The sequence below is a fragment of the Hydrogenophaga taeniospiralis genome (assembly GCF_020510445.1).
Lineage (GTDB): Bacteria > Pseudomonadota > Gammaproteobacteria > Burkholderiales > Burkholderiaceae_C > Hydrogenophaga.
Genome location: NZ_JAHBAG010000001.1, coordinates 34,031 through 46,798 on the forward strand (window position 1 = coordinate 34,031; position 12,768 = coordinate 46,798).

Consider the following 12,768-nt stretch of genomic DNA (forward strand, 5'->3'; position numbering starts at 1 on the left):
GGCTCACACCCGGCCGGCAAACGCGCGGCGCACCGACACGCCCGCCACCCACTGGGCGCCGCGCGCCTGCAGCAGGGCATCCTGCGCGCGCAGGTGGCTGCGCCGCACGTCCAGCACGGTGTCCAGGCCCACCAGGCCGGCCTCGTACAGCCGCTGGCTGCGCGCGGCTGCTTCGGCCGCCGCGCGCTGTGCCCGTTCCAGCTCGGCCACGGTGGTCTCGGCCGCGGCCAGTTGCACCAGTGCGGTTTCGGCATCGGCCAGCGCGCCGATCATGGCCTTTTCGTAGCCGGCCATGGCCTCCTGGGTGCGCGCCTCGTGCACGGCGATGTTGGCGCGGATGCGGCCACCGTCGAAGACCGGCAGCGCCAGCGACACCCCGTAGCCGACCACCAGCGTGGGCGATGCGCTCGCCCCGCCCACGCTCAGGCGCTCCTTGCGGCCGGCCCAGTCCAGCTGGATGCGCGGGTAGAGGTCGCGCCGTGCCACGCCCAGCCGCGCGGCGGCGGCCTCCAGCGCCCGGGCCTGCAGCTGCACGTCGGGACGGCGCTCCAGCAGCTCCGCCGGCAGCAGCCCGGCCGGTGCGGCGATGCCAGCCGCGCCGGTGTCCGCGAAAACCAGCGCGGGGTCGGGCTGTGCGGCGCCGGTGAGCACCGCCAGCTGGCGCTGGCGCGCGCGTTGCGCGCCCTGCAACTGCGCGAGGGCGGCCCGCTCCTGCCCCCGTTCGGCCAGCAGGCGGTCCACGTCCAGCGCGCTCGACTGGCCCGCGCCGAAGCGCCGTCGGGCCACCTCAATCTGGCGCTCCAGGGTGGTCAGTGCGTCGCGCGCCACGGCCTCGCGGCGGCGCAGCGCCTGGATCTCGAACCAGGCCGTGCCCACGTCGGCCGCGATGGCCACCCGCATCGCCTGTTGCGCCAGCTCGGCACCTTGTGCGTCGACGGTCGCCGCCTGGCTGGCCAGGCCCTGCGCGCCGAACAGGTCGGGTTCCCAGCTCGCGCGCAGGCCGCCCGACACCACACTGGCCTTGGGGTTGGCGCTGGAATCGCGCCCCCGCTGCGCGCCGGCCGCCAGGCCCAGTTGCGGCAGCTGTTGGGCATCGACCGCCTCGACACCGGCGCGCGCCTGCAGCACGCGGGCCGCGGCAATGTGCAGGTCGCGGTTGGCGCGCAGCGCCGCCTCCACCAGCGCGTTGAGTTCGGCACTGCCGGCCGACGCCCACCAGGCATCGGACGCCGGTGCAGCCGCCTGGGCGGTGGGCGCCGCCAGGGGGGCGTCCGCACTCCAGCCAGCGGGAGCCTTCCAGGAAGCGGTGGGTGCGGCCACCGGCGCAGCGCAGCCCGCCAGCGCCAACAGCGCGGCGGTGGCCAGGGCCAGACGGGCCGTGGAAAAACAGGACATGAACGATCTCCTTGTTGACAGACGGTGTTCGTAACTTTACTATACGTGCAGTATAGTTTCAACCACTTCAGGAGCCCCCATGGCCAACCCACCCGGACGCAGCAGTTCACGCGAGAAGCTGCTGGACGCCGCCGCCGAACTGATCGCCACCCACAGTGTTCAGGAGCTGACGCTGGAGGGCGTGGCCGCCGCCGCCGGCGTCACCAAGGCCGGCCTGATCTACCACTTCAAGACCAAGGACGATCTGCTCGGCGCCCTGGTCGAGCGCATGAGTCTGGAACTCGACCAGCGCAGCCGGGCCAAGGCCGCACAGCGCGGCGCCACCACCAGCGCCCGGCTGATGGCCCTGGTGGACGACACCTTCGACATGCCGCCCGGCGAAAAACGCCTGCAGGCCAACCTGCTGGCCGCGGCCACCAGCTACCCGCACCTGCTGGGTCCGGTGCAGCAGCTCTTTGACCGCACCTACGGCGAGCTGTCCGGCGCCGGGCCCGAGGCGGGCCTGGCACTGGTGGTGGCCGCCGCCCTGGACGGCATCTCGCTGTTGGAGCTGCTGAACCTGCACCCCTTCAGCCCGCAACAGCACGCCGCCATGCGCGAGGCCTTGCAGCAGCTCGCCCAGCGCTTCGACTGACTTCCCCGCTTTCCCATTCCCCCTGAACCGGACACCCTGCCCATGCCCTCGCCCCGTCGCAAGACCATCGCCACCGCCACCCTGCTGGCCGCGCTGCTCGCCGGCTGCACCGAAGCGCCACCGCCCGCCGCCACCGCGCCCCGCCCCGTCAAGCTGGAACGTGTGACCGCTGCCGCAGCCAACACCACACAAACCTTCATCGGCACCCTGCGCGCGCGCCAGCGCGCCGAACTGGGCTTTGAACAGCCAGGGCGCATCGCCGCCATCCTGGTGGACGTGGGCGACCGCGTGCGCGCCGGCCAGGTGCTGGCCCGGCTGGACGCGGCGCCCGCGCAGTGGCGGCTGGACAAGGCACAGGCCGACCGCAGCGCCGCGGCCGCCGCGCTGGCCGAGCGCACGACCCAGCTGCAGCAGCACGATGCCCTGGCCAGGGACCAGATCATCTCGGCCACCGCGCTGGAAGCGGTCCAGACGCAACACCGCCTCGCACTCAGCCAGCTGCAGGCCGCCGACGCCGCGCGGGCCATGGCGCGCCGCGATCTGGCGCTCGCGGACATCAAGGCGCCCTTCGACGGCGAAATCGTCGCCCGCGCCACCCAGCCCCACAGCGACGTGGGCGCCGGCCAGACGGTTCTGCAGATCGAGGCCGGACAGGCGCTGGAGGTGGTGAGCATGCTGCCCGAGGCGACCGCCGCGCACCTGCAGCCTGGGCAAACCGCGACCGCCCGCCTCGGCAACACCGCTGGGGATGCCGGCACCCGGCCGCTGAGGCTGGAACGGCTGTCCACGCACAGCGACAACGGCTCCCTGGTGCAGGCGGTGTTCCGCCTGGAAGGCGCCGCGCCCGGCCTGCGCAGCGGCTCGGTGGTGTCGGTGGAACTGCCGCAGCCCCGGGCCGCCGGCGTGACCGTGCCCGCCCCCGCCCTGCTGCCGGCCTCCGCGCCCGGCGCGGCCAGCGTGTTCCTGTTCGACGCGACCCGGGGCACGCTCGTGCGCCGCGCGGTGCAGATCGGCAACGAAGTCCTGCCCGGCGGCCGCATTCCCGTCGCCTCGGGGCTGCAGGCGGGTGACCAGGTGGTGGTCGCGGGCGCCGCCTTCCTCACCGAAGGCCAGGCCGCCGTGCCCCACGCGCCGACCACCTTGCTGCACGGAGCGCAACCATGAAGCTGACGGAATCCGCGCTCGGCTCCAACCGACTCACCTTCTTCGTGGCCGCGCTGGTGCTGCTGGCCGGTGTGTTCGCGTTCCTGAAGTTCCCCTCGCAGGAAGAGCCGTCCACCACCATCCGCGACGCGATGATCTTCGTCGCCAACCCCGGCCTGCCGGTGGAGCGCATGGAACAGCTGATTGCGCGCCCGCTGGAGGAGCGGCTGCGTGAGCTGCCCGAAATCAAGCACGTGGTCAGCACCGTGCGCACCGGCTTGTCCATCGTGCAGGTCACGGTCCATGAGAACCAGGCCGACCTGCAGCCGATCTGGCAGAAGGTGCGCGCCAAGGTGGCCGAGGTCTCGCCGCAGTTCCCCGACGGCACGCTGCCGGTGCAGGTGAACGACGACTTCGGGCGCGTCGCGGTGGCCTCCATCGCCGTCACCGCGCCGGGCTTTGCCATGAGCGAGATGCGCGAACCGCTCAAGCGCCTGCGCGACCGGCTCTACGAACTGCCCGGCGTGCAAAGCGTGAGCTTCCACGGCCTGCAAGACGAGCGCGTCTACATCGAGTTCGACCGCGCGCGCCTGGCCGGCCTGGGCCTGGGCGCCCCGGCCGTGCTGCAGCAGCTGCAGCAGCAAAACGTGGTGCTTTCGGGCGGTCAGGTGGTGCTCGGCGGGCTCAACAGCGCCCTGGTCTCCTCCGGCGAAATCGTCTCGCTGGAGGCGCTGCGGCAGTTCGTGCTCAGCGTGCCGCAGCGCAGCGGCAGCACCGATGCCACCGTGCGCCTGGGTGACATCGCGCGCATCCAGGTGCTGCCCGCCGACCCGCCGGATTCGGCCGCCATCTACCAGGGCGAGCCGGCGGTGGTGCTGGGCGTGTCCATGCGCGCCGGCCAGAACATCGAGGCGTTTGGCGAGTCCCTGAAAGCGCGCGTGGCCGAACTGCAGCAGCAGTTGCCGGCCGGCTTCGCGCTCGACTACGTGACCTTCCAGGCCGACGTGGTGGACCGCGAAATGGGCAAGATGAACCGCGTGATGGGCGAGACCATCGTCATCGTGATGGCGGTCGTCGTGCTGTTCCTGGGCTGGCGCGCCGGCCTCGTGGTCGGCAGCATCGTGCCGCTGACCATTCTGGGCACGCTGATCGCGATGCAGATGTTGTCGATCGAGCTGCACAACGTGTCGATGGCCGCCATCATCATTGCGCTGGGCCTGCTGGTGGACAACGGCATCGTGATCGCCGAAGACATCGAACGCAGACTGGCTGACGGGGAAGACCGCCGCGACGCCTGCATCCGCGCCGGCCAGACGCTGGCGATTCCGCTGCTCACCTCGTCGCTGGTGATCATCTTCGCGTTCTCGCCCTTCTTCTTCGGCAACACCTCCATCAACGAGTACCTGCGCCCGCTGGTGATCGTGCTCGCGCTGGCGCTGCTGGGTTCGTGGCTGTTCTGCCTGACGGTGACGCCGCTGCTGTGCTACTACTTCCTCAAGCCGTCGCAGCACGCCGCGCAGCCCGATCCCAACGCCGAGTCGAGGTTCTACCGCACCTACCGGCGCGCCATCGGCACGGTGCTCGACCACAAGGCGATCTTCCTCGGGGCGATGGCGCTGCTGTTCACGCTGGCGATGCTGCTGCTGTCGAGCGTGCCGGCGGGCTTTCTGCCGCCGTCGGACCGGCCGCAGTACCAGATCACCCTCGAACTGCAGCCCGGCAGCGACTCGCGCGCCACGCTGTCCACGGTGCAGGCCGTCAGCCGCTGGCTGAGCGACAAGGAAGCCAACCCCGAGGTGACGACCAGCATCGGCTACGTGGCCGACGGCGGGCCGCGCATCATCCTCGGGCTCAACCCGCCGCTGCCGGCGTCGCACATCGGCTATTTCACCGTGGGCGTGAACGACAAGGACGCACTCGACCCGATGATCGAGCGCACCCGCGCCTGGCTGGCCAGCCACCACCCCGAGCTGCGCGCCGACGTGAAGCGCTTCTCGCTGGGCGCGACCGACTCCGGCACCGTGGCCTACCGCATTGCAGGCCCCGACGAAGGCGAGCTGCGCCGCCTGGGTGAGCAGCTGCAAACCGCCCTGCGCGGCGTGCCCGGCGTGGTGGGTGTGCGCGACGACTGGGACGGCCGCGTGCCGCGCCTCGACGTGCAGATCGACCAGCGCAAGGCACGCCGCCTGGGCATCACCAGCGAAGACGTGGCCACCTCGCTGGGTGCGCGCTTCAGCGGCCTCATCGTCTCTGCACTGCGCGATGGCGACACGCTGGTGCCGCTGGTCGTGCGCGGTTCGTTGGCCGAGCGCCAGCAGCCCGAGGACGTGGCGAACAGCCTGATCTACCCGGCCACCGGCGCCGCGCCGGTGCCGCTGTCGGCGGTGGCGACGGTCTCGGTGAACTCGGAGCCTTCGGTCATCCGCCGCCGCGACCTGTCGCGCACGCTGACCGTGCAGGGCCGCAGCGAAACGCAGACCGCGCAGCAGGTGGTGGACCAGCTCGCCCCGGCCGTGGCGGCGCTGGCGTTGCCACCGGGCTACCGCATCGAGCTCGGTGCCGAGATCGAAGAGGCGGCCGAGGCCAACGCGGCGCTCAGCGAGTACCTGCCGCACGCGGCGGTGGCGATGCTGATCCTTTTCGTCTGGCAGTTCGGTTCGTTCCGCAAGCTGGCGCTGATCCTTGCCATCATCCCGTTCGCGTTGATCGGCGTGGCCCCCGCGCTGAAGATCGCCGGCGAGCCGCTGGGCTTCATGGCCAACTTCGGCCTGCTGTCGCTGGCCGGCATCATCGTCAACAACGCCGTGCTGCTGCTCGAGCGCATCGAGGCCGAGCTGCATGCCGGCCGGCCGCTGCGCGAAGCGGTGGTGGTTTCGGCGGTGCAGCGGCTGCGCCCGATCGTCATGACCAAACTCACCTGCGTCGCGGGCCTGGTGCCGCTGCTGCTGTTCGGCGGGCCGCTGTGGTCAGGCATGGCGGTCACCATCATCGGCGGCCTCGCGCTGGGCACGCTGGTCACGCTCGGGCTGGTGCCGGTGCTGTACGAGTTGCTGTTCGGCGGGCGGCTGGCGCGCTGGTTGGCGCGGACGTCCACCTCCCGGCGGGGTGGGCATGTCTGCATGAGACAAACGCGTTCATGATCTGAGGCGCTCAATCCTCGCGCAGGGGCGTTCATGGGCACACCGACCGCAACTGCACAGCCCCGCCCGTACCCGGTACGATTCGCGGTACCGCATTCGCCACCGGGCGCGGGCGCCGGCCACTGCGGCCCGCCCACACCGGCCCCCCGTTTTTCCCGCCAGCCCCAGGGCTGGCCACCACACCATGAACCACACGCTCCAACCCGCCGGCTGGGTCGAACCCCTCATCGACGACAGCGCGGCCCCGGCCCCGGTGGCCGAACACGGCGCCGCCGGCAGACAGCTGCGCGAGAACCACAAACTGGAAAAACGCCTGTGCCGCGAAGTCGGCCGCGCCATCGTGGACTACAACATGATTGAGGAAGGCGACCGCGTGATGGTCTGCCTCTCGGGCGGCAAGGACAGCTACGGCATGCTCGACATCCTGCAGAAACTGCAGGCGCGCGCGCCGGTGCGCTTCGAGCTGATCGTGGTCAACCTCGACCAGAAGCAGCCCGGTTTCCCCGACCACATCCTGCCGGCCTACCTGACCAAACTCGGCGTGAAGTTCCACATCGAGAACCAGGACACGTACTCCATCGTCAAGCGCGTGATCCCCGAGGGCAAGACCATGTGCAGCCTGTGCAGCCGGCTGCGCCGCGGCATCCTGTACCGCGTGGCCAGCGAACTGGGCGCGACCAAGATCGCGCTCGGCCACCACCGCGACGACATCCTGCAGACCCTGCTGCTCAACATGTTCTTCGGCGCCAAGCTCAAGGGCATGCCGCCCAAGCTGGTGAGCGACGACGGGCAGCACGTGGTGATCCGCCCCATGGCCTACGTGGCCGAAAAGGACCTGACCCGCTGGGCCGAGGTGCGGCAGTTCCCCATCATTCCCTGCACGCTGTGCGGCAGCCAGGAAAACCTGCAGCGCAAGCAGGTCGGTAACTTGTTGAAAGAGTGGGAAAAGAAGTTTCCGGGCCGCGTCGAGAACATGGCCTCGGCGCTGCAGAACGTGGTGCCCAGCCACCTGATGGACCGCGCGCTCTTCCCCTTCCAGACCATCCGCGCCACCGGCCAGGCCAGCGAAGACGGCGACAAGGCGTTCGACGACGAACCCCTGCCCATGCCCGCCGCCCCACCGGCGGACGCCTGGCCCGAAGCCGAGGCCGCCGGGAACGCGGCGGTGGGCAAAGCGGTCATACCGATTGCGTCGGCGCACTGACCCAACCCGGTCCACCGCCGGACCGCGCCGCCCCCCGCAGGAGACCCCATGACCGTTCGACCTTCGACCACCCGAACCACCGCATCACGCCCCGGCCTCGCTCGTGGCCTGCGCAGCGCCCTGGTCGCGCTCACGCTGCTGGCCCTGAGCGGCTGCGCCAGCGTGTACCTGGTGGACAACCAGGTGCAGAGCTTCGCGCGCTGGGGCGACCGGCCCGCCGCGGCCCCGGCGCCCGCCGCCGTGCCCCAGGCACCGCAAAACTACCGCTTCGAGCGCCTGCCTTCGCAGCGCGAGGGCCGGTCCGCCGCCGCACAGGACGAGCTGGAGAATCTGGCCCGCCCGGCCCTGTCGCGGCTCGGCTGGTCACCGGCCGAGACGGCCTCGTCGGCCCCCTGGACGGTGCAGGTCGCCGCGGACACCCTGCGCCTGTCCCGCTCGCCCTGGGACGACCCATGGCACGGACCCTGGGGCGGCTTTGGCCTGTCGGGGCATCGCGGCCACGTGGTCAACGTCCATGGCCAGATCGTCTGGGCGCCGATGTTCATGCACCTGGACCCGCCCTACTACAAGCGCGAGGTGTCGCTGGTGATCCGCCACGCGGCCAGCGGCCAGGTGGTGTACGAAACCCACGCCGCCCACGAAGGCCCCTGGAACAGCACGCCCGGGCTGTGGTCGGCCATGATCGACGCGGCGCTGCGCGATTTCCCGACCCCACCCAGCGGCGTGCGGCAGGTCAACATCGAAGTCCCGCGCTAACGTGACCCGCCACGCATGAAGCTGCGCAACCCAGAGACACCGAGGAACCGGCTTTGCCGGGCCTCTGGTGTCGCCCCCCTTCCAGGGGGGAGGCGCCGAAGGCGACGCAGGGGGTAGCCTTCAGTCCAGGAACGCCCGGATCGCGTCGCCCAGCGCGTCCATGCTGTCCTGCTTGCCCATCACGTCGCACACGCCGGCTTCGGCGGCCTCGGCGATCAGGCGGTCGTTCACATGGCCCGAGACGATGGCCACCCGCAGGCCCGGGCGCAGCTGCCGCAGCTCGCGCGCCACCTCCACCCCGGAGAGCCCGGGCATGTTCTGGTCCGTCACCACCAGGTCCACCGCGTCCTGCGGGTGCGCGCGCAGCCACTCCAGCGCCGCCTCCCCCGACTCGAAGGTGCTCGCCCGGTAGCCCTGCTTGCGCAGCAGGCGCCCCACCAGGAACACCATGGCCTCGTAGTCGTCGATGTAGATCACGTGTTTGCCCGGGTTCACCGGCGCGGCCGTGGGGGCGGCGGCGTCCGGCGGCGCGTCCTGTGCCTCTGGCGGCAACGCGCCGGTGGCCAGCGGCAGGTAGACGTCAAAACGCGCGCCGGCACCCGGGCGGCTGTGCAGCGCGATGGCGCCGCGGTGCGCCTTGACGATGCCGTGCACCACCGCCAGCCCCAGCCCGGTGCCCGCGCCCGGGGCCTTGGTGGTGAAAAAGGGCTCGAAGATGCGGCGCTGTGTCTCCTCGTCCATGCCCGGCCCGTTGTCGGCCACGCTCAGGCAGGCGTAGGCGCCGCTGGGCAGTTCGCCGAGCTGCAACGCCTGCGACGCGTCGAGGCACACCTCGCGCAGCGCCACCGTGATGTCGCCCGAGCGGCCCTCCATCGCCTGCCAGGCGTTGGTGCACAGGTTCATCAGCACCTGCTGCATCTGAGTGGCGTCGGCCAGCACCGGCAGCGCGGTGGCCGGCAGCCGCGTGACCAGCCGGAACCCGGCGGGCAGCAGCGAACGCATCAGGCCCAGCGCCTCCTCGACCAGCGGCGTGAGCGGCTGGCGCTGCATTTCCTGCGTCTGGCGGCGGCTGAAGGTCAGGATCTGCTGCACCAGCTGGCGCGCGCGGATGGCGGCCCGGCTGATCTCGGCCAGGCTTTCCTGCGCCGGGTGGTGCGCGCCCACGTCTTCGCGCGCCAGCGCCAGGTTGCCCAGGATGGCGGCGAGCAGGTTGTTGAAATCGTGCGCCACGCCCCCGGCCAGGGTGCCGATGGCTTCCATCTTCTGCGACTCGCGCAGCTGCGTCTCCAGCGCGCGCTGATGGGCCTCGGCCTGCTTGTGTTCGGTGATGTCGGTGTGGGTGCCCACCATGCGCAGCGGCTGGCCGTCGTCGTCGCGCCCGATCACCATGCCGCGCGAGAGCACCCACTTCCAGCGGCCGTCCTTGCAGCGCACCCGATGTTCGTTGCGGTACACCGGGGCGCGCCCCTCGAAATGCGCCTGCCGGTCGGCCCGCATCTGCTCCACGTCGTCGGGGTGGGTCCGGCTGTCGAGCTCGGCGGCCAGGTTGCACAGCTCGTCGTCTTCGTAGCCGAACATGCGCTTGATGCTCCGGGACAGAAACTCCTCGCCGGTTTTCAGGTTCCAGTCCCAGACCCCGTCGCCCGCGCTCTCCAGCGCCAGCTTCCACAGCGCCTCGTTCGAGTGCAGGGCGGCCTCGACGCGTTTGCGGTCGGTCACGTCGAGCAACACGCCCACCCGCAGAAAGCCCTGCTCGTCCGACGACACCGTGCAGGAGCGGCGAAACACCCACTTGATCTGGCCATCGGGCAGGACGATGCGGAACTCACCGCCCAGGTCCACCGGCCCCTGGCCGATGGCCTGCAGATCCTGCCGGAGCAGGTGCACGTCGTCGGGATGGCGGTAGCGCGCGATCAGCTCGGGGTCGCGCATCAGGTCTTCGGGGCCAAAGCCGTAGATGTCGCGCACGCCCGGGCTCACGTAGCGGTATTCGCGCCCGCCGTCGCGGCGCACGTAGACCACGAACACCAGGCCCGGCACCTGCGCGGTGATCTGCCGCAGGCGCTCTTCGCTCTGCACCAGCGCCTCCTGGGCCTGGATGCGTTCGGTGATGTCTTCCACCGTGCCCTCGTAGAACAGGATGCGCCTGGCCGCATCGCGCACCACGTGGGCGTTTTCGTTGATCCAGATCCGCTCGCCCGTCTTGTGGCGCCGGATCTCGGAAACGAAGCCCCGCACGAAGCCGTCGCGCTCCAGCAGGCGTTTGAACTCGTCGCGCCGCCGCGGATCCACATACCACTCCAGGGCGATGTCTTTCACACTGGCCAGGTGTTCGGCCTCGCTGCTGTAGCCATTGAGCGCCACCAGCGCCGGGTTGGAACGCAGCATCCGGCCCTCGGGCGAGCTGCGGTAGGCCCCGATGGGCAGAAAGCTGAACAAAGAGGAGAAATCCTCGTCCGGGACACGGGCGTCTGGCGTCATGGGCCGATTCTGGCCGAAAGCCCGCCCATCCATGCGTGAAAAACAGCCCGGTTTTCGCGCTCGGCCGCGCCGTTTGCAGCCAGCGGCCAAACCGCTACAGTGCGTGTTTGCACCGACAAACCCACAGGACGCCCCCTTTGCAGATCACCCGCATCCTGGCCGTGCGCCACGGTGAAACCGCCTGGAACCGCGACACCCGCATCCAGGGCCACACCGACATCGACCTCAACCCACATGGCCGCTGGCAGGCCCAGCGGCTGGCGCGCGCACTGGCCGACGAAACGATCCACGCCATCTACGCCAGCGACCTGAGCCGCGCCCGGGAAACGGCGCAGGCCGTGGCGAGCCGGCACGGCAAGCCGGTGCACACCCACACCGGCCTGCGCGAGCGCCACTTTGGCAGCTTCGAAGGCCGCACCTGGGCCGAGCTCGAAGCCCACCACCCCGCGGAAAGCCTGGCCTGGCGCAAGCGTGTGCCCGACTTCGCCCCCCCGGGTGGCGAGTCGCTGCGGCAGCTGCAGGCGCGCGTGGTGCACACGGTGGTCGAACTGGCCGCGCGCCACCCCGGCGAACAGGTGCTGATGGTGGCGCACGGCGGCGTGCTCGATATCCTCTACCGCGCCGCCACCCGGCTCGAACTGCAGGCGCCACGCAGCTGGGAACTGACCAACACCGCCATCAACCGCCTGCTGTGGTCGCCCGAGGGCCTGACCCTGGTGGGCTGGGCCGACACCACCCACCTGCAGGCCGCCGAGGGCAACGACGCGCTGGACGAACGCCACGCCTGACGGAGCCGCATGACCAAGACCTTTGCATCCCTCCGATGGCAGCGTGCGCTGGACTGGGTCGGCCACAGCGTCGAGGCCATCGACACCCCGGCGCTGGTGATCGACCTTGACGCCATGGACCGCAACCTGGCGCGCATGGCCGCCTTCGCCGCCGAACGCGGCCTGCGGCTGCGCCCCCACGCCAAGCTGCACAAGAGCGCCGAGCTGGCGCGGCTGCAGATGGCGCACGGCGCCGTGGGCGTGTGCGTGCAGAAGACCGACGAAGCGCTGGCCCTCGCCCAAGGCGGTGTGGGCGACATCTTCATCAGCAACGAAGTGATCGCGCCGGCCAAGCTGGCTCGGCTGGCGCAGGCGGTGCGCGAGCTGCCCACGCGGTTCGCCATCGCGGTGGACAGCGCCCTGGGCATCGCGCGGCTGGCCACTGCGCTGGCCCACGCCGGCGTGGAGCGCCCCCAGGCCATCGACGTGTTCATCGAAATCGACGTCGGCCAGGGTCGCTGCGGCCTGCCACCGGGCGAAGCGGCGCTGGCGCTGGCGCGCCAGATCGCCGACCACCCCGCGCTGCGCTTCGCGGGCCTTCAGGCCTACCACGGCCGGGCGCAGCACCTGCGCACGCTGGCCGAACGCCAGCGCGCGATCGAAGGCGCCACCCAGGCCGTGGCCACCACCCGCGACGCGCTGGCCTCGGCCGGCATCGCCGTGCCGCTGGTCACCGGCGCGGGCACCGGCAGCTTCGCGCTGGAGGCCGCCAGCGGCGTCTGGGACGAGCTGCAGACCGGCTCCTACCTGTTCATGGACGCCGACTACGCCGCCAATCAACCGCACCCCGAGGCACCGGTCTTCGAACACGCCCTGTTCGTCAAGACCCAGGTCATGAGCCGCAGTGCGCACCACGCCGTGTGCGACGCCGGCCACAAGAGCCACGCCATCGACAGCGGCCTGCCCCAGGTGAGCTTCCCCGGCGGGCTGCTGTACGCCAACGGCGGCGACGAACACGGCCTGCTGCGTGCCGAGGGCGACACACCGCTGCCCGGGCTGGGCGAGACGGTCTGGCTGATCCCCGGCCACTGCGACCCCACGGTCAACCTGCACGACGCCATGGTGGGCGTGCGCGGCGGCCTGGCGGCCGGGCGGGTGGAGCGCATCGTGCGCGTCGACGCACGGGGCGCCGCGGGGTAAAGAAACGCGGAACAGGCCCCTCGCGGCGCGCGCCTCCGCAAGGGCCCG

Annotated in this window: 9 protein-coding genes; 7 read left to right on the forward strand and 2 right to left on the reverse strand. The window is 71.1% G+C overall.

From position 1 onward, the window contains the following. Nucleotides 1-3: 3 nt before the first annotated feature. On the reverse strand, nucleotides 4-1,395 hold the full coding sequence (locus KIH07_RS00125; RefSeq protein ID WP_226490034.1) for a TolC family protein: 1,392 nt from the start codon (nucleotides 1,393-1,395) through the stop codon (nucleotides 4-6). 79 nt (nucleotides 1,396-1,474) lie between these two features. Here KIH07_RS00125 and KIH07_RS00130 point away from each other — a divergent pair, with 79 nt between their 5' ends. The 5 genes from KIH07_RS00130 (at nucleotide 1,475) to KIH07_RS00150 (ending at nucleotide 8,272) form a co-directional block, all read left to right on the forward strand. Continuing rightward, complete coding sequence (locus tag KIH07_RS00130; RefSeq protein WP_226490035.1) at nucleotides 1,475-2,029, forward strand: TetR/AcrR family transcriptional regulator; 555 nt, start codon at nucleotides 1,475-1,477, stop codon at nucleotides 2,027-2,029. Between the two features lie 42 nt (nucleotides 2,030-2,071). After that, nucleotides 2,072-3,193, forward strand: coding sequence for an efflux RND transporter periplasmic adaptor subunit (locus tag KIH07_RS00135; RefSeq protein WP_226490036.1), 1,122 nt, complete (start codon nucleotides 2,072-2,074; stop codon nucleotides 3,191-3,193). Further along, nucleotides 3,190-6,312 (forward strand): efflux RND transporter permease subunit, encoded by a 3,123-nt coding sequence (locus tag KIH07_RS00140; protein WP_226490037.1) that lies wholly within the window; start codon nucleotides 3,190-3,192, stop codon nucleotides 6,310-6,312. The genes KIH07_RS00135 and KIH07_RS00140 overlap by 4 nt, the downstream gene beginning before the upstream one ends. Before the next feature lie 184 nt (nucleotides 6,313-6,496). Then, entirely contained in the window at nucleotides 6,497-7,516 is a 1,020-nt protein-coding gene (gene ttcA / locus KIH07_RS00145; protein WP_226490038.1) for a tRNA 2-thiocytidine(32) synthetase TtcA, read from the forward strand. A gap of 48 nt (nucleotides 7,517-7,564) precedes the next feature. Further along, entirely contained in the window at nucleotides 7,565-8,272 is a 708-nt protein-coding gene (locus tag KIH07_RS00150; RefSeq protein WP_226490039.1) for a hypothetical protein, read from the forward strand. A 120-nt stretch (nucleotides 8,273-8,392) separates the two neighbouring features. Here KIH07_RS00150 and KIH07_RS00155 read toward each other — a convergent pair whose 3' ends face one another. Beyond that, nucleotides 8,393-10,753: a PAS domain-containing protein gene (locus KIH07_RS00155; protein ID WP_226490040.1), complete on the reverse strand. Its 2,361-nt coding sequence runs from the start codon at nucleotides 10,751-10,753 to the stop codon at nucleotides 8,393-8,395. Between the two features lie 137 nt (nucleotides 10,754-10,890). Here KIH07_RS00155 and KIH07_RS00160 point away from each other — a divergent pair, with 137 nt between their 5' ends. Both KIH07_RS00160 and KIH07_RS00165 read left to right on the forward strand, forming a co-directional pair. Then, nucleotides 10,891-11,541, forward strand: a complete 651-nt coding sequence (locus KIH07_RS00160; protein ID WP_226490041.1) for a histidine phosphatase family protein — start codon at nucleotides 10,891-10,893, stop codon at nucleotides 11,539-11,541. 9 nt (nucleotides 11,542-11,550) lie between these two features. After that, complete coding sequence (locus KIH07_RS00165) at nucleotides 11,551-12,720, forward strand: DSD1 family PLP-dependent enzyme (protein ID WP_226490042.1); 1,170 nt, start codon at nucleotides 11,551-11,553, stop codon at nucleotides 12,718-12,720. Nucleotides 12,721-12,768 lie beyond the last annotated feature (48 nt).